At 67.8% G+C, this 22,200-nt stretch carries 15 protein-coding genes; 5 read left to right on the top strand and 10 right to left on the bottom strand.

Annotated features, from left to right (window positions below):
- From CDO81_RS23135 to CDO81_RS23125, 3 genes are all read right to left on the bottom strand, one after another.
- Positions 1 to 2,190 carry a TonB-dependent receptor gene (locus CDO81_RS23135; protein WP_088485621.1) on the bottom strand — a complete coding sequence of 730 codons (2,190 nt, stop codon included), beginning with the start codon at positions 2,188 to 2,190 and terminating at the stop codon, positions 1 to 3.
- 169 nt (positions 2,191 to 2,359) lie between these two features.
- Positions 2,360 to 3,490, bottom strand: a complete 1,131-nt coding sequence (locus CDO81_RS23130; RefSeq protein WP_088485620.1) for an ABC transporter substrate-binding protein — start codon at positions 3,488 to 3,490, stop codon at positions 2,360 to 2,362.
- Positions 3,491 to 3,593: 103 nt separating this feature from the next.
- Entirely contained in the window at positions 3,594 to 6,272 is a 2,679-nt protein-coding gene (locus CDO81_RS23125) for a sensor domain-containing diguanylate cyclase (protein ID WP_158218396.1), read from the bottom strand.
- A 142-nt stretch (positions 6,273 to 6,414) separates the two neighbouring features.
- Here CDO81_RS23125 and CDO81_RS23120 point away from each other — a divergent pair, with 142 nt between their 5' ends.
- Positions 6,415 to 6,960: a DinB family protein gene (locus CDO81_RS23120; RefSeq protein WP_088485618.1), complete on the top strand. Its 546-nt coding sequence runs from the start codon at positions 6,415 to 6,417 to the stop codon at positions 6,958 to 6,960.
- 16 nt (positions 6,961 to 6,976) lie between these two features.
- Here CDO81_RS23120 and CDO81_RS23115 read toward each other — a convergent pair whose 3' ends face one another.
- Positions 6,977 to 10,513 (bottom strand): indolepyruvate ferredoxin oxidoreductase family protein, encoded by a 3,537-nt coding sequence (locus tag CDO81_RS23115; RefSeq protein ID WP_088485617.1) that lies wholly within the window; start codon positions 10,511 to 10,513, stop codon positions 6,977 to 6,979.
- A gap of 120 nt (positions 10,514 to 10,633) precedes the next feature.
- Here CDO81_RS23115 and CDO81_RS23110 point away from each other — a divergent pair, with 120 nt between their 5' ends.
- A complete protein-coding gene (locus CDO81_RS23110) occupies positions 10,634 to 11,104 on the top strand; it encodes an Lrp/AsnC family transcriptional regulator (RefSeq protein ID WP_088485616.1) in 471 nt (156 codons plus the stop codon).
- 57 nt (positions 11,105 to 11,161) lie between these two features.
- Positions 11,162 to 12,172, top strand: a complete 1,011-nt coding sequence (locus CDO81_RS23105) for a sensor domain-containing diguanylate cyclase (RefSeq protein ID WP_088485615.1) — start codon at positions 11,162 to 11,164, stop codon at positions 12,170 to 12,172.
- On the opposite strand, the gene ccsB is transcribed toward CDO81_RS23105, so the two are convergent.
- From ccsB to CDO81_RS23090, 3 genes are all read right to left on the bottom strand, one after another.
- Positions 12,173 to 13,522 carry a c-type cytochrome biogenesis protein CcsB gene (ccsB, locus tag CDO81_RS23100; protein WP_088485614.1) on the bottom strand — a complete coding sequence of 450 codons (1,350 nt, stop codon included), beginning with the start codon at positions 13,520 to 13,522 and terminating at the stop codon, positions 12,173 to 12,175.
- The gene (locus CDO81_RS23095) at positions 13,519 to 15,597 is read right to left on the bottom strand and encodes a cytochrome c biogenesis protein ResB (protein ID WP_241517112.1); all 2,079 of its coding nucleotides are present in this window, start codon (positions 15,595 to 15,597) and stop codon (positions 13,519 to 13,521) included. The genes ccsB and CDO81_RS23095 overlap by 4 nt, the downstream gene beginning before the upstream one ends.
- A gap of 77 nt (positions 15,598 to 15,674) precedes the next feature.
- A complete protein-coding gene (locus CDO81_RS23090; protein ID WP_088485613.1) occupies positions 15,675 to 16,295 on the bottom strand; it encodes a c-type cytochrome in 621 nt (206 codons plus the stop codon).
- Positions 16,296 to 16,365: 70 nt separating this feature from the next.
- Here CDO81_RS23090 and yihA point away from each other — a divergent pair, with 70 nt between their 5' ends.
- Positions 16,366 to 17,085, top strand: coding sequence for a ribosome biogenesis GTP-binding protein YihA/YsxC (gene yihA, locus CDO81_RS23085; protein ID WP_088485612.1), 720 nt, complete (start codon positions 16,366 to 16,368; stop codon positions 17,083 to 17,085).
- A 185-nt stretch (positions 17,086 to 17,270) separates the two neighbouring features.
- On the opposite strand, the gene CDO81_RS23080 is transcribed toward yihA, so the two are convergent.
- The 3 genes from CDO81_RS23080 to groES form a co-directional block, all read right to left on the bottom strand.
- Positions 17,271 to 19,307, bottom strand: a complete 2,037-nt coding sequence (locus CDO81_RS23080) for a DUF1631 family protein (RefSeq protein ID WP_088485611.1) — start codon at positions 19,305 to 19,307, stop codon at positions 17,271 to 17,273.
- A 268-nt stretch (positions 19,308 to 19,575) separates the two neighbouring features.
- Positions 19,576 to 21,216: a chaperonin GroEL gene (groL, locus tag CDO81_RS23075; protein WP_088485610.1), complete on the bottom strand. Its 1,641-nt coding sequence runs from the start codon at positions 21,214 to 21,216 to the stop codon at positions 19,576 to 19,578.
- A gap of 52 nt (positions 21,217 to 21,268) precedes the next feature.
- Positions 21,269 to 21,559: a co-chaperone GroES gene (gene groES, locus CDO81_RS23070; protein ID WP_088485609.1), complete on the bottom strand. Its 291-nt coding sequence runs from the start codon at positions 21,557 to 21,559 to the stop codon at positions 21,269 to 21,271.
- A 210-nt stretch (positions 21,560 to 21,769) separates the two neighbouring features.
- Between groES and CDO81_RS23065 the strand changes: the two genes are divergently transcribed.
- Positions 21,770 to 22,150: a hypothetical protein gene (locus CDO81_RS23065; RefSeq protein WP_144397373.1), complete on the top strand. Its 381-nt coding sequence runs from the start codon at positions 21,770 to 21,772 to the stop codon at positions 22,148 to 22,150.
- Positions 22,151 to 22,200 lie beyond the last annotated feature (50 nt).

The raw sequence follows: 22,200 nt of genomic DNA, 5'->3' as shown, positions 1-22,200 counted from the left end.
TCAGAAGTCGCGCCGCCAGCTCAGCGTCCAGGTGCGGCCGCGGCCGGCGTAGAAGTCGTCATTCGTGCCAGAGTAGTTGGCCTCGCCGTAGTAGGTGAAGTAGCGGCGGTCCAGCAGGTTCTCGATGCCCAGGCCCCATTGGCCCCAGTCGGTCTGCCAGCGGCTGGCCAGGTCGAGCACGGTGTAGCCCGAGAAGCGCTCGGCCAGCGAGGTGGTGCCGGACGTCCGGCCCAGGTTGGCCTGGCGCGGCCGGTAGTGCGACAAGTTGAGCTGGGTGCTCCAGGCGCCGCTCGGTGCCCACTGCGCGCCCAGCAGCAGCTTGTCGGGCCCCTGCGAGCGGGCGCCCAGCATCAGGTCCAGGGGCTGACCGGCGGCGCTGGCGGTGCGGCCCAGCGTGCGGGCATAGGTGCCGTTGAGCTTGAAGGCCGCATTGAAGCGATGCTCAGCGGTCAGCTCGACGCCCTCGACCTCGATGGGCACACGCTGCACGGTGCCGATGCCGTTGGAGACCACGATCTGACTGCCCAGTTCCGAGCGCGAGCGGTAGACCGACATCGACAGTGTCGTGCTGCCGCCGCGCCAGTTGGCGCCGATCTCGTGGTTCTTCACGACGATGGGCTGCAGGTCCACGAGCTGGCTGACCGACTGGTTGGCCGTGCGCACCGCGCGCAGGATGAGGCCAGCATCCGGCGGGCCGAAGCCTTCGTTGTAAGACGCGAACGCCGACCAGCCGCTGCGCCCGAAGCGCCAGATACCCCCCAGGCTCTTCACCAGCTGGTTGGCGCGTCGCTCCCCGCCAGTGACCTGGGTGTTGCCGTAGAAGGCGAGGGTGCGGTAGGTGTCGACTTGCAGCCGCGTGTGTTCGTCGCGCAGGCCGCCGCGTACCGTCAGCGGGCCGGCTTCGTACTCCAGCTGGGCGAAGGGCGCGAGGCTGCGGTAGTGCAGCGGCGGCACCCAGGTGCGGCCGGTCTGTGTCAGGCGCTGGGAGGAGGTGTCGTCCAGCAGGTCCAGGCCGGCTGTCAGCTCCAGGCCGCGCAGGCCGAGGTCGGGGCGCACCCAGCTGCTGCGCAGGCCCCATTTGTCAGCCACCACCTCGCTCTGGTCGACCAGCGTGCCCAACGGTGCGAGGCTGGCGTCCTGGAAGGTGCTGATCAGGCCGCCGCTGTAGCGTGCCTTGAAGTCCTGCTTGAAGAGCTGCACGCTGGCCCGGCCGCCGGCCAGGTCGTCATGCGTCCACTCCAGGCTGGCCGAACGCACGCGGTTGCGCGGTGCGTCCCAGGCTGGGCGGCCGTCGGTGGACGTGGTCGGAAGTCGGGTGGCGCGGTTGCCGGGCACGTCGATCCGGTCATCAAAGCCGTCGGCATGGAAGCCGTTGAGCATGACCTGCAGCCGCTGGGCGCCGAACTCGGTGCCGGCCTTCAGGAAGAGGTCGGCCGAGCGGTGCAGCGATTCGGTCGCCAGCGGCCGTCCTGCGCCGTCCACGCCGCTGTCCTGGCTCAGCGTGCCGGCGTAGAAGATCACATCCCAGGGCTGGCTGCTGGCGCTGCCCTCGCTGCGGTGCTGGAGCAGGTAGCCGGTCTTCCAGCTGCTGCTGTCGCCTGTGAACTGCGTGCCGAGCTTGACCTCGACCGACTGCTGCGTGCCGGCTTTCGTCGGGCGGCGGGTGATGGTGTTGATGATGCCGCCGGTCGCGCCCATGCCCTGGGCAGCCGAGGCGCCGCTGACCACCTCGATGCGCTCCACGATCATCGGGTCGGCGAAGTAGCCCTCGCGCCCACCGAAACGCAGCGGGTTGGTCTGCGGGATGCCGTCAAGCAGCAGCAGCGCGTTGCGGCCGCGCAGGCCTTCGCCGAAGTTGCTCAGCTTCTGTCGCGACGGCGCGTAGCCGGGCACCTGCTGGGCCAGCAGGGCGCTGGGGTCTTCGCTGACCAGCGTCTGGGTCTCGATGTCGGCGCGCGAGATCACGCCGACCGCGCCCGGGATGCGGTCCAGCGCCTTGCTGCCGCGGGTGGCCGTGACGAGCACGGCTTCGAGCTGCTGCGGGGCGGGCGCGTCGGCACTCGCCTGGGCGTGGACAGACGGGGCGAGCAGCGCGCAAGCCAGGGCGAGCGCGGTCGGGCGGTGGCGAAGAGCCGAGCGAGGCGAGGCAAGGGCGGGAAGCCGGCAGGCTTCCAGGGCAGTCAACAGCATGAGCGGCACGGTGTTCAGGGATTGCCGCGTAGTTTACCTTGCGAATAAGAATGATTTGCATTTGCAAACAGGCGCGCTGCGTTCGACCCTGCCCAATGCATCAGGCCCGCCACCTGCGCAGGGCAGGGGCGGGCCTGAGGGGCAGTCGACGCCGGGCGCGCCGTCGGCGTCAGCGTCTGACCTTGCCGTCGCCCGTCAGCATGGACAGCTCGACGAAGCTGGAGCCCACATGCTTGGTGGGCGAGAAGTTGAGCCGGTAGCCGCGAGCGTCGTAGCCCGACAGGCCTTCCATCGCGGCGATGAAGGCGTCGCGCGAGGGCTTGCCGCCGGTGCGGCGCAGGGCGTCCACCACCACGCGCGCGGCGAGGTAACCCTCGATGCTCGTGTAGTTGGGCTCGGCCTTCGGGTCCACGCGCTGCAGCGCCTGCTGGTAATCGTTGACCAAGCCGGCGGCGGTGCCGAAAGGCGAGGGCATGACCTGGGAGATGACCACGCCGGCCGCGTCCTTGCCCAGTTCGTCAGCCAGGGCCTGCGTGCCCACGAAGGAGACGTTATAGAACTGGCCGCCATACCCGGCCTTGCGGGCCTCGCGGATGAAGGCCGCGCAGCCCTTGTAGGCGCCAATCTGCACGATGGCTTCCGCGCCCAGCGGCACCAGCGTCTTCACGGCTGCCGCCACGTCGACGCTGTTGCGCTCGACCGTTGCCACGCCCAACGGCTGCAGGCCGCGCTTTTCCAGCGCACGCTGCACGCCCTTGAGGCCGGCCTGGCCGTAGGCGTCGTTCTGGTGGAAGACGGCGATCTTCTTCAGGTCCAGCTGCGTGAGCTGCTTCACGATCAGCTCCGTTTCGTCGTAGTACGACGCCCGGATGTGGAAGACCAGCTTGTTGAACGGGTCGCGCAGCGATTCCGCACCGGTGAAGGGCGCGATGAAGGGCAGGCGCGCGGCGGTGGCCAGCGGCAGCGCCGCCACCGAGGTGGGCGTGCCCACATAACCGAACAGTGCGAAGACCTCGTCGCGGATGAACTTCTCGGTGTTGGCCTTGCAGCGGGCCGGGTCGTAGCCGTCGTCCAGCGTGCGAAGCACGATGGGCACGCCGCCGACGCCGCCGGCCGCATTGACCGCATCGAAGTAGGCCTTGGCGCCGAGTTGCATCTGCAGGCCCAGTTGCGCGGCCGGTCCCGTCAGTGGCACGGACTGTCCCAGCACGATGCCGCGATCCTGCGCGCGAGCGGTCATGGAAGCCGGCAAGGCAAGCCCTGCCAGCGCAAGTTGGTGGAAGCGGCGACGTGTCTGCATGGGGCGGCATGATGCCCGGCCTTGCGCGGGTGCGACGTCAATGAAATCCGTGACGAGGGAACTAGTACTCACCCTGGGCGACTGTGTAAAGCCGCCGGGGTCTTCAGGCCCGGTTTCTCAGGCCGCGGGCAGCACGCTTGTTGGCGAACATGGCCTCATCGGCGCGGCGCATCAGCGCATCCGGCGTGCGGCCATCCGCGGGGAAATGCGCCAGACCCAGGCTGCTGCCCACACCCACCGTGGTGCCGTTGCTCAGCACGATGGGCTCGCCCAAGGCGTCGAGCAGCCGGTTCAGCACCAGGTCGGCGTCCGGCGCGGGCTGCTGCGGGTTCAACAGCACCACGAACTCGTCGCCCCCGAGCCGCGCCACGGTGTCGCTGGCCCGCAGCCCGGCCTGCAGCCGCGCAGCCACCGCCTTGAGCACCTCGTCGCCCGCGTCATGGCCTTGGCTGTCATTGACCTGCTTGAAGCCATTCAGGTCGAGGTAGGCGAGCGAGAACACCAGCCCGTTGCGCTCGGCGGCGGCAATTGCCTGGCGCAGGCGATCGGCCAGCAGCAGGCGGTTGGGCAGGCCGGTCAGGGCGTCGTGCAGCGCGGCGCGCTCCATGCGCGCCTCGTGGGCCTTGCTCTGGGTGATGTCCACCATCATCCACAGCGACTCGGCGTCACGGCCACCGGCTGCGCCCGGAAGTTCCACCCCGGACAGGTCCACCCAGATCAACGCACCGTCCTTGCGGCGCATCTGCAGTTGGGTGCGAAAGCGGCCGCCCGCCTTGAGCTGCGGGTAGGCCAGCGCGCCGAGCGTGGCGTAGCTGGTGTCGTCGGCATACAGCACCCTCACCGGCGCCCCGAGCAGCTCGCCCTCCGCGTGGCCGAACATGCGCTCGACGGCGGGGTTTCGCCAGACGATGCGGCGGTCGTGCAGCTTCAGGATGCCGACGAGATCGCTCTGCAGCATGGCCTCCTGGTCGAGCGTGAGCTGATGCAGTTGCTGGCGGATGCGGTGCGTCTCGCTGATGTCAAACATGACCGAGCGGCTGCGCAGAAATTCGCCGTCAGCGCCGTACACCGCGGTGGCCGACAGGCTCACCCGGCGGCGCACGCCCTGGCGGCTGACCACATCGAACTCCAGCCCGGCGATATGGCCCTGTTGCTTGAAGCGCGGGAAGGCCTCGGCGAAGACGGCCTGGCCTTCCTGTGACAGGAACGCCGTGGACTTCAGGCGACCGATGGCCTCCGCGGCACTGCAACCGAACCAGGCCAGGCCCACCGCATTGATCTGCAAGAAGCGCCCTTCGGCGTCCAGCGAGTAGTAGGCGCAAGGCGCGTTGTCGTAGAGATCCTGCAGGCTCTCGCGCGCTTCTTCGGCCTGGGCCTGCAGGGCCTTGCGGGCGGTGATGTCCGACTCGATGACCATGAACCCGGTCAGCAACCCGCGCGTGTCGATCAGGGGCTGGACTTCCACATCCACCCAGTAGTCCTCGCCGTCCTTGCGGCGGTTGAGCAACTCGCTCTTGCAGCCCAGGCCCACCGCCATGGCCTCGCGCATGCCATGCACCGTGTCGGCATTCGTGCGCTCGGAATGCAGCAGCTCGCTCGGGCGTCGGCCCATCGCCTCCTCGGCGGTGTAGCCGGTGATGCGCGAGAAGCCAGGGTTGACCCAGGTGATGCGCCGATCCGTGTCCGTGATGAAGACGGCATTGGTGGTGTGGCTGGCCACCATGGCCAGGCGGCTGAGGTCAGCGGTCATGTCGCGCGCCAGGCGCTCGGCACGGCTGCGGCCAGCGGCCAGCAGGTAGACCGTCAGCGCCAGCAGAAAGCTCAACAGCGCCCCGCCGATCTCCAGCGCCATGCCCGACAAGCCCAGCAACCGCCGCGCGGCCTCCGGGGTCAGGGCCGTCACCAGCAGGAACTCCCGACCGGCGACGCTGAAGCGGCGTTCGTCGAAGGTGGCGGCCTCGGCAAGGCTGAAGCTGGCGGCCTCGTCGAGCGGCAGCATCCGGCCTGACTGCACGGCCATCAACGCGTGCTGGCTGCCGTCGGGCATGCGCGCGCAGAGCTTGAAGTCCAGCAGCGGTGCGGCCGGCCCGGCCAGGTTCCGCAGCATGTCGTTCACGACCAGGGGCGCATAGAACACGCCCATCAGGGCTTGCCGGCGGGCGGCAGGCGTTCCTGGGTCCAGTCCTTCGCGGTAGGCCGGCACGAACAGCAGCAGCCCAGGGCCCTTCAAAGGATCCTGGATCAGCTGGACTGGCGCCGACAGGACGGCGTCGCCGGTGTCGACGGCCTGCTCGATCGCCTGCCGCCGGACCGGGTGCGCGCCGGTGTCGATGCCCCAGGCAGCGAGGTTGCGGGAGAACGGCGTCACTTGCGTCACGACGTACAGGGGATCGTCGCTGCCACTGCCATGCACCCGGAATTCGGGTCGGCCCTGGCGCTGGTGTGCGGCCTCAAAAGCCGGCAAGTCCGTGCGCGCGACACGCTCGATGAAGCCAAAGCCGCGGACGCCCGGGAACTCGCGGCCCAAGTCGCGTGCGGCCACGTAGGCGTCAAAGGCCGGGCCGTCAAAGCGGTGGTCCAGCGCCGCCATCGCGCCGCGCGCGCCCTTGAGGCCATAGACCGGCAGCGTCAGCCGTGTCGTCACATCGTCCTGCAAGCGCTCGGCCTGGCGTTGCTGCTGGCTGCGGGCCTCAGCCAGGGCGCCGCGCTGCTGCCACACGGCCGCGCCCGCCGTCAGCGCGAGCCCAACAGACAGCACCACGGAGGCAGCGACCCAGGCCATGCTGCCATTCGTGTCTCGACCGGCGTTGCCGTCACCCTGCTGCAAGCTTGTCTCTTTCGGCGTGGAGTTAGGGGGCCTGCGCGCCCATTGAAGCACGGCCGCTGTCTGCCCCGCAAGCCGCGGCTTTGCGCACAATCGGCACATGAATCTCCACCTCATCCAGGCACGCGCCAACCGCCTGGCCAACCGTCGCCTGCTGGCGGCGGTGGCCCAGCTCTCTGACGCTGATTTCCACGCACCGCGCACCAGCTTCTTCCCGAGCCTGGCGCAGACGCTGAACCATCTGCTCAACGTGGACCACTACTACATCGCCGCCTTGCAGGGCGATACGCAGATGCGCCACATCTGGGCTGCCTATGTGCCGGCCTCAACGGCGCGCGAGTTGGCCGAGCGGCAAGACCGCAGTGACGAGCAGCTGATCGCTTTGTGCGCTGCGCTCACGCCGGCCGACGACGAGCGCATCGTCGCCTTCGACCGGGGCGCGGGCATCGAGTCCGGCCCGCGCGAGCCGTTGGCGCGGGTGCTGGCCCATCTCTTCATGCACCAGACCCATCACCGCGGCCAGGCCCACGCCATGCTGGCCGGTACCGCGGTCAAGCCACCTCAGCTGGACGACTTCATCCTGCTGGGGGACCGTGTCCACCGCGAGGCGGACATGCAGGCCCTGGGCTGGGCGGAGCCGGTCTGAGGCGAGAGCCTGGGACTCAGAGCTCGGCCACACCCTTCACGCGCACCGGCATGGCCACGGGTTGCGCCGCGGGTTCTGCCGCGCGGCCGTGAAAGCGGTCCAGCAACTGCTGCCACTGCCGGCGCACGGCCATCACGTTGGCATGCTTGACGTGACCGTAGCCGCGGATCTTTTCCGGCATGCGGGCCAGCTCCACCGCCGTGGCGAGGTTGTCGGCATTCAGTGCGGCCAGGAGCTCGTCGACCAGTTGCTCGTAGTCGCGGATCAGCTGGCGCTCCATGCGGCGCTCGTCGGTCTTGCCGAAGAGGTCCAGGGCCGTGCCGCGCAGGCCCTTGAGCTTGGCCAGCCACTTGAAGGCGGTAAAGGTCCATGAGCCCATCTCGATCTTCTTGGCGCGGCCGTCCGGGCCGGGCCGCGACAGCAGCGGCGGGGCCAGGTGGAAGGACAGCGACTGCCAGTTCTCGAACTGGTCCTTCATGGCCTGCTCGAACCGGCCATCGGTGTACAGCCGTGCCACTTCGTATTCGTCCTTGATGGCCAGCAGCTTGGCGTAGTAGCGGGCCACGGCCTGTGTCAGGCGCTGGCCCTTGCCGAGCGCCGCCTCGGCGGTGCGCACGCGGGCGACCAGCGCGCGGTAGCGCTCGGCATAGGCGGCGTCCTGGTAGGCGGTGAGGAACTGGGCACGCCGCTCGATCAGGCCGTCCGGTCCGTCCAGCTGGTCGTAGTTGAAGAACTTCACCACGTTGACGTCGCCCGCCAGGCGCTGCAGGGCGTCCGGCGCGGCCATCGCGAGCCGGCCCAGGGCGAAGGCCGTCTTGTTGGCCTCCACCGCCACGCCGTTGAGCTCGATGGCGCGCATCAGCGCGGCCTCACTCACGGGCACCAGGCCACGCTGCCAGCAGGCACCCAGCATGATGATGTTGCTCGGCAGTGTGTCACCCATCAAGCGCTGGGCAATGTCCTGCGCATCGACCGTCTCCAGCGCGCCGTGCTCACCCACCGCGAACTTCATCTTGGCTAGCAGCGAGTCGGCCTGCAGCGAGGCGTCCGGGTTGCGCACGAAGCCGGCGGTGGGCAGTTCGTGCGTGTTGGCGAGGATGACCGTGCGGCCAGCCTTGACCGTGCCCAGCGCATCGGGCGAGGCGCCGACCACCATGTCGCAGGCCAGCAGCACGTCGGCCTGCTGGGTGTCGATGCGCACCTGGTTGAGCAGGTCCAGCGTCGGCGCCACGCGCACGAAGGAGAGCACCGCGCCGCCCTTCTGCGCGAAACCCATGAAGTCGAGCACCGAGGCCTGCTTGCCTTCGAGGTGCGCGGCCATGCTGACCAATGCGCCGACCGTGACGACGCCCGTGCCGCCGACGCCGGTCACCAGCATGTCGAACGGACCCGTCCAGTTCCACGGCGTCGGCGCCGGGACGGCCGCGAGTTTACGGGCCAGGTCCTGCGCGGTGTAGCGGGCGCCTGCCTTCTTCTTGAGCACCGGCTCGTGCACCGACACGAAGCTCGGACAGAAGCCGTTGATGCAGGAGAAGTCCTTGTTGCAGCTGCTCTGCTCGATGGCGCGCTTGCGGCCCCAGTCGGTCTCGACCGGCACCACGCTCAGGCAGTTGCTGGCCACGCCGCAGTCGCCGCAGCCTTCGCACACGGCCTCGTTGATGAAGATGCGCTTCGGGGGATCTGCGAACTCGCCCTTCTTGCGGCGACGGCGCTTTTCGGCGGCGCAGGTCTGGTCGTAGATCAGCACGGTGACGCCTTCGATCTCGCGCAGTTCGCGCTGCACCGCGTCCATCTCGGCTCGGTCGTGGAAGGTGGTGCCGGCGGGGAAGAGGCCGTGGTGGCCGTCGTACTTGCCGATGTCATCGGACACCACCACCAGCCGCTTCACGCCCTCGGCCTCCACCTGGCGGGCGATCTGCGGCACGCTGGTGGTGCCGTCCACCGGCTGGCCGCCGGTCATCGCGACCGCGTCGTTGTAGAGGATCTTGTAGGTGATGTTGGCCTGGGCAGCGATGGCCTGGCGGATGGCCAGATAGCCGGAGTGGTAGTAGGTGCCGTCGCCCAGGTTCTGGAAGACGTGCTTCTCTTTCGTGAACCGCGAGTGCGCCGCCCAGTCCACGCCCTCGGCGCCCATCTGGATGAGGCCGGAGGTGCCCCGTTCCATCCAGCTCGCCATGAAATGGCAGCCGATGCCGGCGAGGGCCCGCGAGCCCTCGGGCAGCTTGGTGGAGGTGTTGTGCGGGCAGCCTGAGCAGAAGTAGGGCTGGCGGCGCACGCCGTCGGCCGCGTTGCTCAGCAGGCAGGGTGTCAGGAAGTCGACGACCAGATGGCGGCGGTCCAGTGCGGGGTTCAGGCGCGCGAGCCAGTCGGCCACCGTGTTCATGATGCGGCTCGGGCGCAGTTCACCCAGCGCGCTCAACACCGGCGCGCCGTGCTCGTCGGTCTTGCCCACCACGCGCGGGCGCTGGAACTCGGGCAGGTGGTAGAGCAGCTCCTTGATCTGGCGCTCCACCACCGGGCCCTTTTCCTCGATGACGAGCACGTCGGTCAGGTTGCTGCAGAACTCGACGATCCGCGTGGGCTCCAGCGGGAAGACGAGGCCCACCTTGTAGACGCGCACGCCGGCGGCGGCGAGGGCGTTGGGGTCCAGGTCCAGCCGGCGCAGCACTTCCATGAAGTCGTAGTGCGCCTTGCCCACGGTCACGATGCCGAGCGTGGCGGCGGGGCTGGTGACGATGTGCTTGTCGATGCTGTTGACCTTGGCGAAGGCGCGCACCGCGTCGAGCTTGTGGGCCAGGCGCGATTCGAGGTCCAGCGACGGCAGGTCGACCGCGCGGATGTGCAGGTTCGTCGGCGCGGTGTAGTCGACCGCATGCTCGAAGTCGAGCGGCACGGCGTCCAGGTCCACCGTCATGCCGCTCTCGACCACCTCCGAGATCGCCTTGAAGCCGACCCAGGCGCCGCTGAAGCGCGACAGCGCCCAGCCGTACAGGCCGAACTCCAGGTACTCCGCCACATTGGCCGGATGCACCAGCGGCATGCTCCAGGCCTGCAGCGCTTGGTCGCTCTGATGGGGCGTGCTGCTGGACACGCAGCCGTGGTCGTCGCCGCACACCACGAGCACGCCGCCCTGGGTGCTGGTGCCATACACATTGCCGTGCTTGAGTGCGTCACCGGAGCGATCCACACCCGGGCCCTTGCCGTACCACATGGCGAACACGCCATCGACGGTGCGCTGCGGGTCCAGCGCGACGCGCTGCACGCCCAGGCAGGCCGTGGCGGCCAAATCCTCGTTGATGGCGGGCAGGAACTCGATGTGGGCCGCATCCAGGAACTTCTTGGCCTTCCACAGCTGCTGGTCGACCATGCCCAGCGGCGAGCCGCGATAGCCCGACACGAAGCCGGCGGTGTTGAGCCCGGCGCGTTCGTCCAGGCGTTTCTGCGCCAGCAGCAGCCGCACCAGTGCCTGGGTGCCGGTCAGGAAGACCGCGCCGCCCTCCGCGGCGAGGTTGTCGCTGAGGCGGTAGTCGCGCAGGGCGGAGGTGTCGGTCATGGCGGGGCTCCCGGGCCGTGTGAAGGCGAGAGATTCTTCCCCCGTCCGTGCGGAGAAACTTGCCTCAATGCCGATTCATGGGGTATGTAGTGAGATGATTCCTCTCGAAACGAGGCAATCATGCAAACAAACGAACTCGATCGTGCAAGCCGCGAGATTCTCGAAGCCCTGCAGGCCGATGCGCGGCTGTCGACCCAGGCGCTCGCGGAGAAGGTGGGCCTGTCGGCCACGCCCGTGTGGCGCCGGGTCAAGGAGATGGAAGAACGCGGCCTGATCCGTGGCCACGTAGCGCTACTGGACCGCGAGAAGCTGGGCCTGTCGATCTGCGTGCTGGCCAACGTGAGCCTGGTGCGGCACAGCGAGGGCGCGGTGGAGCAGTTCGAGCGCCTGGTGGCCACCCAGCGCGAGATCATCGAATGCCACGCCATCACCGGCGAGGCCGACTACGTCATCAAGGTCGTGGCCGCCGACATGAAGGCCTACGACGCCTTCCTGCAGCAGCACATCTTCAAGCTGCCCGGCGTGAGCAGCGTGCGCAGCAATGTGGTGTTGCGCGAGGTGAAGTACGAAACGGCCCTGCCGGTGACGTGAGTTGCGTGAGCGCGGCGGGTCTGCCTACAGTCGGGGCGTCGCCGCTTGCCGCACGCCATGGACGCCGTCATTGAGCAAATCTCCGACTCCGTCACCCGGGCCCGGTCCCTGGAGGAGCTGACCCGGCCGCTGCTGCAGATGCTGCAGACCGTCACCGGCCTGGAGTCGACTTACCTGACGACGGTGGACTTCAGCACCGGCATGCAGCAGGTGGTGTTCGCGAACAACTCGCGCCAGTTGCAGATTCCTGAGGGCTCGCGTGGCCGCTGGGATGAGGCGCTGTGCAAGCGCGCGATCGAGGACGGCCGGCTCTACTCGGAAGACGTGCCCACGCACTTCCCCGACAACCGCGCGGCCCGCGAGCTGGGCTTGCAGACCTACATCAGCACACCCGTGCACACCGAGGCAGGGGAGCTGTACGGCACGCTGTGTGGGGCGAGCACCGAACGCCGGCCGGTGAGCCCGGAGGCGAGTCAGGTGTTGCGCCTGTTCGCCGGGCTCATCGAGCAGCAGATCGCGCGTGAGCAGCTGGTCACTCAGCTGCAGCAGGCCAACGCCGAGCTCCTCACCCAAGCGTTGACCGACCCCTTGACCGGCCTCTTGAACCGCCGCGCGCTGGTGCAGGAGCTGGAACGACTGCGGGCGATGGCGCGGCGCGCCAGCCACTGGCTGCTGGTGGGCACGCTCGATCTGGACGGCTTCAAGGCCATCAACGACGAATACGGCCACGAGGCAGGCGATGCGCTGCTGCGCGGCGTGGCGCTCGCCCTGCGCACGGCGTTGCGCGGGGGCGATGTGCTGGCGCGTGCCGGGGGCGACGAGTTCGTCGTGGTCGGGCTTGGCCCCCAGGCTGAAACCGACGGCGCCGCGGCCGCGCTGCAGTGGCAGGAGCGCCTGGCAGCCGCCACGGTCGGCCAGTATGCGGTGGGAGAGCGCTGCATCAGCTACGGCGGCGCGAGCGTCGGCGTGGTGGCGCTGGACCCGCAGGCGCTGGATGCCGATCAGGCGCTGCGCGAATCCGACGCGGCGATGTACCGCGTCAAGGCCGCTCGCCGGGCCGCCCGGTGATCAGAGCGTGCCGTAGCTGTGCAGGCCTGACAGGAACATGTTCACGCCCAGGAAGGCGAAGGTCGTAACCAGCAGGCCGACCAGCGCCCACCAGGCCGACACCGCGCCGCGCAGCCCCTTCATCAGCCGCATGTGGAGCCAGGCCGCATAGTTCAGCCACACGATGAGGGCCCAGGTTTCCTTGGGGTCCCAGCTCCAGTAGCCACCCCAGGCCTCGGCGGCCCAGAAGGCACCCAGGATGGTGGCGATAGTGAAGAACGCAAAGCCCAGCGCGATGGCCTTGTACATGAGGTCGTCGAGCTGCACGACATCCGGCAAGCGTGCCGTGAGCCGGCTGCGCAGCGCCACCGCGATGGCCAGGAAGACCGCGACGCCGGCGATCTTCCGGGCCCAGGCGTCCATGCCCGTGACCGTGGCGGCATCCAGCGAGGCGCCAAAACGCACCGCCAGGATCAACGCGATCACGCCCACCGGCATGGCGACCAGGCCGACCCACAGCGAGCGGGTCTGGGCCGTCTTCAGCAGATAGGCCAGGGCCACCATGGCGGCCAGCGCGAAGCAGCCGTAGCCCACGAAATTGGCCGGCACGTGGATCTTCATCCACCAGCTCTGCAGCGCCGGCACGAGCGGCTGGATCTCCTGGGCATCCCGCGCGACGGTGTACCAGAGCAGGAAGCTCACCGCCGCACTCACCACGAGCATCACGTAGGCGCCCAGCGAGCGGGTGGCGAAGCGGGCTTCGTAGTACAGGTGGAAGAGGGTGGTCATCCAGCAGAACAGCACGAACACTTCATACAGGTTGCTGACCGGGATGTGGCCGATGTCGGGGGCGATCTGGTGGCTCTCGTACCAGCGCACCAGGGTGCCGATCAGGGCCATCAGCACGCCGCCCCAGGCGAGCTTGGAGCCCACCACCTCGGCCACGCTGTTGCGGCCTGCGCCAGTGAAGATGCCGCCCCAATAGAACAGGGTGCTCATGTAGAAGAGCAGGCTCATCCAGAGAATGGCACTTTGGCTGGAGAGCATGTACTTCAGCCAGAACACCTTCTCGCCAGCGGCGAGGTCTGCGCCAAAGCTGTCGGTCTGCTGGGCGTACAGCCCGATGGCGAGCAACGTGGCGCCGCCTGCGGCCACGCACAGCAGCCGCAGCGGTTTCCAGAACCAGCCCAGTGCGATCAGCGAGGGCATGGCGCACAGCAGGATGCCCTTCTCATAGACGTCCATGCTCGCGTGGTAGCGGCTGAAGGCATAAGCGCCACCCAGCAGCACCAGGGCCGCGAAGACCCAGTCCAGGGTGTCGCGGCGCTGCAAGGCATGCCGGCGGGGCAGATCGAAGGTGGTGGTGTTCATGTGGGGTCCTTCAGCAGCGCGGCCTTGAGCTGGGCGAACAGCGTGGCATTGTCGGGCGACTCTCGGGTGCTGGACATGGCCATGCGGACCTGCGAGCTGGCGGGGTCGGCGCTGGGGGCGATCCAGATCCACAGGCGCCGCTCCTTCACGTAGAGCATGGCGAAGACGCCAATGATGAGCAAGAGGGCGCCCAGGTAAACCAGCTTCTGCCCCGGCGCGCGGGCCACCTGGAAGACGCTGGCTTGCACCTGCTCGAAGTCCTGCAGTTGCAGCAGCATTGGCGAGGGGTAGTACAGGCTGTCGGACAGCGACATCACGGCCTGCGTCATGAAGGCTTGCGTGGCGGCATCGGTGGCCGCCGGCTTCAGGCCGGCCTGCTCGCGCGCCAGTTGGTTCAGCTCGAACAGGCTGCCGTTGAGGATGCGCAGCAGCACCTCGGATACGCGCTGGCGGTCGGACTCCGGCACGTCGCGCTCGACGAACTGTGACAGCGCCGGCAGCCCGCCCTTCACTTCGTCACCCGGTTTGGCGGCTGCGCCCGAGAACAGGGTCAGGGCGCGCTGCGCGGTCAGCTTGAGCTGGGGCGCGAGTTGCGGCTGGGTGGGCGGTGTGGCAGCTGTCGCATAGCGTTGAGCCGCGGTGTCGCGCAGGCTGGCGTCACCCAGTGCCTGGCGCAGGCGCAGCCAGCCGGCCAGCTCGCCGTTCTCGTCGGCCGGCATGCGCAGGTAGCGGAAGGCGTCGGCCGGGCTCTCGCGCACGCCGGCCAGGAAGACCTTCTGACCGTCGAGCTCCACCGGCAGCATGTAGTTGTTGAACTCGCGCGCCTGGCCAGCCGCGTCGCGCAGCTTGTAGCTGAAGCTCGGGCCGACGTTGTGCAGCGACTTGGTGGTGTTGCCCTTCGCGCCGCTGCCCAGGTGCTGGCCCAGGCGCTCGCCCAGGTCAACCTTGCGCACATCAGCGCCGCTGGGGTTGCTCGCGTCACCCGCGAGGTTCTCGACGTTGATGACCCGCAGGCCATCGAGCTCCAGCATCTGGTCACCAAAGGCCAGGCGCGTGCCGACCCGGCCCTCGATCGGCAGCGGCGTGCCAGCACTGGCCAGCGGCTGGGCCAGCAGCTTGAGCTTGCTGCCGCCGTCCTCGAAGCTGCTTTGGTAGATCGCCAACCCCTGGTGGATGACCGGCTCGTTGACCTTGACCGTCGCTTCGCGCGTCTGCCCGCCATCGTGGATGACGATGTCGCTGGCAAAGCTCTTGGGCATGCCGGTGGGGTAGTACTCGACGTTGAACTTCTTGAGCTCGATGTCGAAGGGCAGGTCCTGCAGCACCACGCCACTGGGCAGGCTCAGCACGGCGATGCCTTGGCGTTGGTTCTCGGCCACCGACACGTTGCCGCGGAAGCTCGGGTTGGCGGTGGATAGCCGGTGCTCGGGCTTGATTTCCGACACGAAGCCCGAGCCGGTGTAGAGCGCCTTGCCCTGCAGCCACATGGCCAGCTTGACCATGGCGTTGCCGTCCAGCACGCCGCCGATCAGGATCAGCACGATGGCGGAGTGCGCTGCGATGTAGCCCAGCTTGTTGGCCGCACCCTGCCGCGCCGCGATCATGGTGCCGTGCTCGCGCTGCTGGACGCGCGCCTTCCAGCCGAGCTGTGTCAGCGCCGACCCGATCTCTGCCAGGGCCATTGGCGGGTTGCTGGGCAGCTCGGCGATCGCCTTGTGGTGGTGGGCCTGCAGCGACTGCTCACGCACGCCTTCCTTGTAGTTCTTCAGGTCCGCAATGATCTTGGGCGTGTTGCGGGCGATGCACAGGCTGGTGGACACCACCAGGAAGGCGAGGATCACCAGGAACCACGGTGCGCTATAGACCGTGTAGAGGTTGAACGCACCGAACACCTCGGCCCAGAACGGCCCGAACTGGTTGATGTAGTTGCCCATGGGCTCGCTCTGGCGCAGCACCGTGCCGATGACGGAGGCGATGCAGATCACGCTGAGCAGCGTGATCGCGAAGCGCATGGACGACAGCAGGTCCAGCAGTTCGCGGGCGACGGAGGGGCGGGAGGTGGCGGGCGAGGTCATCGGTCTTGGAGTGTTGCCCAAGAAAAAAGGCCGGTGGGTAACACCGGCCTTCGTTCAGCAAGGCTGCTTGCGATGGATCAACGCAGGCCCGCGACGTAGTCGGAGACGGCCTTGATTTCCTTGTCGTTCATCTTGGCGGCGATGGTCATCATCATCGGCGCATTCGCGCGGGCACCGCTGCGGAAGGCATTCATCTGGGCCTCGACGTAGTCGCCATGCTGACCCGACAGGCGCGGGTACTGGGACGGGATGCCGGCACCGGTGGGGCCGTGGCAGCCAGCGCAGGCCGGGACGGCGCGCTCGGCGATGCCGCCGCGCCAGATCTTCTCGCCCAGCGCGACGGTGTCCTTGTTCTTGGCAAAGCCCGGCTTGGCCGTCTTGGAGGCGTAGAAGGCGGCGACGTTGCGCATGTCTTCTTCCGAAAGCGGCGCGGCCATGCCGTTCATGATGGCGTTCTTGCGCTTGCCGGCCTTGAACTCGGTCAATTGCTTGACCAGATATTCGGCGTGCTGGCCTTGCAGGATGGGGTTGGCGGGGCTGCCGCGCGAACCGTCTGCCGTGTGGCAGGCGGCGCAGACCTGGGAAGCGATCGTGCCGCCCTTGCCGAGATCGGGTTTGGCCGGGGCAGCGGCAGGCTCGTTGGCATGTGCCGCAGTGGCCAGGAGGAGACTCGACAGGAAAGAAGCGACAGTCTTCATGGAGTTTTAGGGTCTCAAAGGGCGCAACCCGAGAATTTTACAATGCTGAATCACAGCGCCCGAGCTTTCCATGACCGACACAATCCCTGATGCCGTGGCTTTCGAGCCCATCACCGAAAAGCTCGCCCTGGCCTGGACGCATACCGCGCGCTTCCTGACCACCGCCAGCCAGCTCATCCACCTGCCCCCGACCGAGCTGCCCGAGATCGCCTTCGTGGGCCGATCCAACGCCGGCAAGTCCACCGCCATCAACACCCTGGCCCAGCAGAAGCGCCTCGCCTTCGCGTCCAAGACGCCGGGGCGTACGCAGCACATCAACCTTTTCGAGCTCGGGCCCAAGGATGCGCCGGACGCGCTCTTCGCCGACTTGCCCGGCTACGGCTACGCGGCCGTGGCCAAGGCCGCCAAGCTGCGCTGGCAGAAGGTGATGGCCGACTACCTCGAGGTGCGGCGCAGCCTGTCGGGTGTCGTGCTGATGGTCGATTCGCGCCTGGGCCTGACCGACCTCGACAAGCAGTTACTGCAATTCGTCGCCGCCCGTGTCGCCACCGGCGAGATCAAGCTGCTGGTGCTGCTGACCAAGGCCGACAAGCTCAACCGCAAGGAAGCCGACGCGGCGCTGCACGCCACCACCGACTTCCTCGCCGGCATGACCACCGAACACTCCGACGTGGCCGTGACGCTCTTCTCCGCGCTCAAGAAAAGCGGAGTCGGCGACGTCGCGCAGGTCCTGCACGCCTGGGCTCACGCGCCCAAGCCGGTACCCGAGCATTCAGACGAACCCGTCTGAGCGCACGCCGCGGCACAGCCCGCGGCAACCCCAGCAGCCCTCGCTGATCCGGCTTTGCCGGGCAGCCGAGGGCGCCCCCTTGAGGGGACTGAGGCCGGACACAAAGAGTCCTGAGGACTCTTTGTGCCTGCCGAAGGACAAAGCCTCTGGCTTTGGCACGGCGCAGCCGGTAGGGGGAGGTCCGTTCACCCGCCTTCGTCCAGGTCGTTCATCAGCGTGTCGACCGCACGCTGCACGACACTGTCTTCTTCCAGCGCCGTGATCAGTCCGTTGGCCAGCAGCGCCTCCAGCGCACGGCGGGTCAGCGGCAGGCGTTCATCCGCCTCTCGGCCGACGAAGAGCATGAACTGGCGACCTTCGCCGATCCAGGCGAGCTGAGCGGTATGCCAGTCGCCCTGGATGAACAGGTGGAACCAGCGGCCGAGCTCGATACTGTCGATCCAGCGCTGCAGCGCGGCGCGGGCGTCGGGCGAATCGTGCTCGTTGTACAGCTGCACCGGCACGGTCGGCAGCTCGCCCCGGTCGACGTCGGCGCTGAGCCAGTGCGAGGGCACCTGCGAATCGCGCTCCTCCATCAGTCGACGCACGATCTCGTCGGCCGACAACGGTGCCGATGCGGTGTTGCTCGGCTTGGGCGCCTGCGGGCGGCGTTCGCCCGGATCAAGCGCCGGCAGACCGCGCAGCAGCCGGCCGTGCTGGGCCATCAGTTCGGACAGGGGCGGCTCGCGTTTGGCTTCGGGCAGCTGGATGCTGTCGCAGCCCGTCACCAGGCGTTCGATGAGCACCGGCAGGCGCATGCGAAGGGTCTCGCGGTCGGCCATGTCGCGCGGGGTGATGAGGCTTTCGATGACGGCGTCCACCACCTCCATCGCGGACTGCGCTTCGCGTGAGTCGCGCCCATAGCGCACCATGGCGTCCACGATGACGTCCACCCAGCTGGTCTGCAGGAAGCGGTGCATGCGCGGCCCGAGCGGCGCGCCCGCGATCTGGTGATCGATCTGCTCCCGCACCAGTTCGCGCCAGTCGCGGCGCATCTGCTCGCGCTCCAGCGCCGCCATGGCGACCGCATTGCGCTGGCCACTGAGGCGGGCCTGTTCGTCGATGTGGGCGTTGACCCGGGCCAGCACCTGCTGGAAGAGCAGCGCCGTGGGCGTGGGCGCATCGACGAGGAACTGGGCCTCGCCCTCCATGAAGCGCAGGAACTCGACCAGCCGTGGGTCATCGGCGCGCTCGAAGGCCATGCCGTGGGCGGCCACGCGATTGAGCAGCGCCCAGGTGGGGTGGTCCTGCCGGCGCAGCAGCGTGCTGTCGGTGCGGGCCAGGCGCACCACGGCGATCTGCAGGCGGGCCAGCAGCCCCTTGAGCGGCGGCAGCAGGCGCGGGTCGGCGAGGATCTGGTCGTACAGCCGGCTGAGCATGTCCGGGCCGGTCGTGCGCACGAAGGGCGCCGGCGCCGCAGGATCTCTCGGCGGTGTCGGCATGAAGCCGGCGGGCCGTGAGTTGATGTACTCGACCCGGCGCGACAGGCCGTCCAGCGTGCCTGGCGTGCTCGGTCGTTGGCCGAGGCCTCGGGCGGCGGCCAGGCGCTGGTGGGCCAGCGGGTCGCCGCCACTGCGGCCATGCGAGGCCACCATGTCGCCGATGTCCGCCGCATGCAGCATGGCGCAGGCTTGCACGTAGAGGCGATTGAGCGCGCGCGCCATCGGCGTCGCGGCCACGCGCATCAGCTCGTATTGGGCTTCTGCGCCGAGGGGGCTTGCCGCCAGCGCGTGGTGCAAGGCATGGGCGAACAGGGCCGGGCGCATGGGGTTGTCGCGCTCGCGGGCCCGCGCAATGCCGCGCAGCGCGGCAAAGTAGTTGCCGATCTGATGCAGTTCGGCGCGGCTGAGTTCTTCGGCCGCATGCGTGACGTGGGCGATGGCCACGTCCTGCAGGGCCTGGTGCTCGTCGACGAGGCTCAGGCTGTCGAGCCCGCCCATCTGCCGGCCCGAGCGTTGCAGCGGGTCCTCGCCGCGACGGCCCGCCTGCAGCAGCTCGATCAGGCGCCCCTCGAAGTCAGTCGCGAAATGATTGCGGACCTTGCGCCAGGCCTCGCGCAGCGGGAAGTGCTGGGGCTTAGCGTCGAGTTCGTCCTGCACCACGTTCAGGAGCTCGCGCGCCAGCGGACCCGCTTCGGTCATCGCGTGGTCCAGGAGGGCGTAGGGGTGCAGGGCGGGTGGCATGAAGTGCGGGTACAGCGAAATTTGATTATCCGGCTCGTGCTGCAAGCCCCCGGTGCATCAGCCCCCCTGCATGCGCTCCCCGAACCGCAGGGGCTGCCATCGATTTCAGCGGCCTTTTTCACGGTTTTGCACGGTGTGTTGCGGCAGCCTTCGTCGTGCGGGACGCGAGATATGGCTGAACGAAGCCTGCAATCGTCGCGGGCATGAAAAAAGGGGCTGCTTGCGCAGCCCCTTCATCAGTCTGGCGAGCAGGTCGCCAGGCGAGGACTTACATGTCCATGCCGCCCATGCCACCCATGCCACCGGGCATGGCGGGCGCTGCAGCTTCGTCCTTCGGCGCTTCGGCGACCATGGCTTCGGTCGTCAGCAGCAGCGAGGCCACGGAAGCGGCGTTCTGCAGGGCGGTGCGGGTCACCTTGGTCGGGTCCAGGATGCCCATTTCGATCATGTCGCCGTAGGTGTCGTTGGCGGCGTTGAAGCCGAAGTTGCCCTTGCCTTCCAGCACCTTGTTGACCACCACGCTCGGCTCGCCGCCGGCGTTGAAGACGATCTCGCGCAGCGGGGCTTCGATGGCCTTCAGGATCAGCTTGATGCCGGCGTCCTGGTCGGGGTTGTCGCCCTTGATCTCGCCAGCCGCTTGACGGGCGCGCAGCAGCGCCACGCCGCCACCGGCGACGATGCCCTCTTCAACGGCGGCACGGGTGGCGTGCAGCGCGTCTTCCACGCGGGCCTTCTTTTCCTTCATCTCGACTTCGGTGGCGGCACCGACCTTGATGACGGCCACGCCGCCGGCCAGCTTGGCCACGCGCTCTTGCAGCTTCTCGCGGTCGTAGTCGCTGGTGGCTTCCTCGATCTGGATGCGCACTTGCTTGACGCGGGCTTCGATGTCGGCAGCAGCGCCGGCGCCGTCGATGATGGTGGTGTTTTCCTTGCCCACTTCGACGCGCTTGGCCTGGCCCAGGTCGGCCAGCGTGACCTTCTCGAGCGTCAGGCCGACTTCTTCGGCGATGACCTTGCCACCGGTCAGGATGGCGATGTCTTCCAGCATGGCCTTGCGACGGTCACCAAAGCCCGGGGCTTTGACGGCAACGACCTTCAGGATGCCGCGGATGGTGTTGACCACCAGCGTCGCCAGGGCTTCGCCTTCGACTTCTTCGGCAATGATCAGCAGCGGACGGCCGGCCTTGGCCACTTGCTCCAGCGTGGGCAGCAGGTCGCGGATGTTGCTGATCTTCTTGTCGAACAGCAGCACGAACGGGTTGTCCAGGATCGCGGCTTGCTTCTCGGGGTTGTTGATGAAGTAGGGCGACAGGTAGCCGCGGTCGAACTGCATGCCTTCGACGACGTCCAGCTCGTTGTCCAGCGACTTGCCGTCTTCGACGGTGATGACGCCTTCCTTGCCGACCTTGTCCATCGCGTTGGCGATGATGGTGCCGATGGAGTCGTCGCTGTTGGCGGAGATCGAGCCGACCTGGGCGATTTCCTTGGAGGTGGTGGTGGCCTTGGAGGCCTTCTTCAGCTCGGCGACCAGGGCCGTGACGGCCTTGTCGATGCCACGCTTCAGGTCCATCGGGTTCAGGCCGGCGGCCACGTACTTGGAGCCTTCACGCACGATGGCTTGGGCCAGCACGGTGGCGGTGGTGGTGCCGTCACCGGCGTTGTCGCTGGTCTTGGAGGCCACTTCCTTCACGAGCTGGGCGCCCATGTTCTGCAGCTTGTCCTTCAGCTCAATTTCCTTGGCGACCGACACGCCGTCCTTGGTCACGGTCGGGGCGCCGAAGGAGCGCTCCAGCACCACGTTGCGGCCCTTGGGGCCCAGGGTCACCTTGACCGCATTGGCCAGGATGTTCACGCCTTCAACCATGCGGGCGCGGGCTTCGCCGCCGAAGACTACGTCTTTTGCTGCCATGTGATTCTCCGAATACTTAAATTGGGGTCAGAGTCGAATTTCGACTGCTGAATTACTTTTGCACGACGGCGAAGAGGTCTTCTTCGCGCATCACCAGCAGTTCCTCGCCGTCGACCTTGACGGTCTGGCCGGAGTACTTGCCGAACAGGACACGGTCGCCAACGGTGACGTTCAGGGCAACGAAGTCACCCTTGTCGTTGCGCTTGCCCGGGCCGACGGCCAGCACTTCACCCTGGTCGGGCTTTTCGGCGGCGTTGTCGGGAATGACGATGCCCGAGGCGGTCTTCGTTTCTTGCTCCAGACGGCGAACGATCACGCGATCGTGCAGGGGGCGCAGCTTCATGGAATCTCCTTGCGAGTTGGAACTGAAGCGGCCGCAGCGCAATGGCAGCGGCTCACCGTGAAAAGGAGGCCGATCACTCGGCCCGATTTCGTTAGCACTCGACCGAGCCGAGTGCTAGCAGAGCGGAATTATAGGGACGGGTTGTGGCGATTCAAGACATCGCTGTCGATCCTCAGCTAAGTCGGAACTCTCGTCGCCTACGCGTTGCGCATGGCCGAGATGAACCGCGTTGTCGGCTTGGCGGGAACGGCGCGATTGTTGGGCTGTGGGTCCATCGTGAAGGGCGGCGCGTCCCATGCCGCTGCCATCGGGCAGCTCTATGGCGCCACGCCCGCCCGGCTGGTTGGCTTGGCCCCGCATCAAGTCCGCCGTGGCGGTGACCTGCACATGTCGCTGCTGGGGTGTGAGTTCTCCCGTCCTTGGCTGCTGACGGCGGAGCCTCACTATGTCGTGGGCGAGCGCTACGTGATCAACTATCCGGCGCTTAGCGGCTGGAGCAAGACCAGCGCGTTCGAGCTGCAAACCTACGACACGGGTGCGATCAAGGTAAGCGTCCAGCCAAGGCATGTTGATCCGCTGAGGCAGCCCTAGGATGCTCGTATCCATCAACGACTTGATGGATACGTACGCACTATGGACCA

It is taken from the genome of Roseateles puraquae, assembly GCF_002205845.1.
Taxonomy (GTDB): Bacteria; Pseudomonadota; Gammaproteobacteria; order Burkholderiales; family Burkholderiaceae_C; genus Pelomonas; species Pelomonas puraquae.
The sequence above is the reverse complement of the archived record's forward strand: the minus strand, read 5'-3'. Positions and strand labels throughout refer to the sequence as shown.

Excerpts from the sequence above, each read along its gene's own strand:
- CDO81_RS23135 (WP_088485621.1), bottom strand. The coding sequence starts at position 2,190 with ATGCTGTTGACTGCCCTGGAAGCCTGCCGGCTTCCCGCCCTTGCCTCG.
- CDO81_RS23130 (WP_088485620.1), bottom strand. The coding sequence starts at position 3,490 with ATGCAGACACGTCGCCGCTTCCACCAACTTGCGCTGGCAGGGCTTGCC.
- CDO81_RS23125 (WP_158218396.1), bottom strand. The coding sequence starts at position 6,272 with ATGGCCTGGGTCGCTGCCTCCGTGGTGCTGTCTGTTGGGCTCGCGCTG.
- CDO81_RS23120 (WP_088485618.1), top strand. The coding sequence starts at position 6,415 with ATGAATCTCCACCTCATCCAGGCACGCGCCAACCGCCTGGCCAACCGT.
- CDO81_RS23115 (WP_088485617.1), bottom strand. The coding sequence starts at position 10,513 with ATGACCGACACCTCCGCCCTGCGCGACTACCGCCTCAGCGACAACCTC.
- CDO81_RS23110 (WP_088485616.1), top strand. The coding sequence starts at position 10,634 with ATGCAAACAAACGAACTCGATCGTGCAAGCCGCGAGATTCTCGAAGCC.
- CDO81_RS23105 (WP_088485615.1), top strand. The coding sequence starts at position 11,162 with ATGGACGCCGTCATTGAGCAAATCTCCGACTCCGTCACCCGGGCCCGG.
- ccsB (WP_088485614.1), bottom strand. The coding sequence starts at position 13,522 with ATGAACACCACCACCTTCGATCTGCCCCGCCGGCATGCCTTGCAGCGC.
- CDO81_RS23095 (WP_241517112.1), bottom strand. The coding sequence starts at position 15,597 with ATGACCTCGCCCGCCACCTCCCGCCCCTCCGTCGCCCGCGAACTGCTG.
- CDO81_RS23090 (WP_088485613.1), bottom strand. The coding sequence starts at position 16,295 with ATGAAGACTGTCGCTTCTTTCCTGTCGAGTCTCCTCCTGGCCACTGCG.
- yihA (WP_088485612.1), top strand. The coding sequence starts at position 16,366 with ATGACCGACACAATCCCTGATGCCGTGGCTTTCGAGCCCATCACCGAA.
- CDO81_RS23080 (WP_088485611.1), bottom strand. The coding sequence starts at position 19,307 with ATGCCACCCGCCCTGCACCCCTACGCCCTCCTGGACCACGCGATGACC.
- groL (WP_088485610.1), bottom strand. The coding sequence starts at position 21,216 with ATGGCAGCAAAAGACGTAGTCTTCGGCGGCGAAGCCCGCGCCCGCATG.
- groES (WP_088485609.1), bottom strand. The coding sequence starts at position 21,559 with ATGAAGCTGCGCCCCCTGCACGATCGCGTGATCGTTCGCCGTCTGGAG.
- CDO81_RS23065 (WP_144397373.1), top strand. The coding sequence starts at position 21,770 with ATGGCCGAGATGAACCGCGTTGTCGGCTTGGCGGGAACGGCGCGATTG.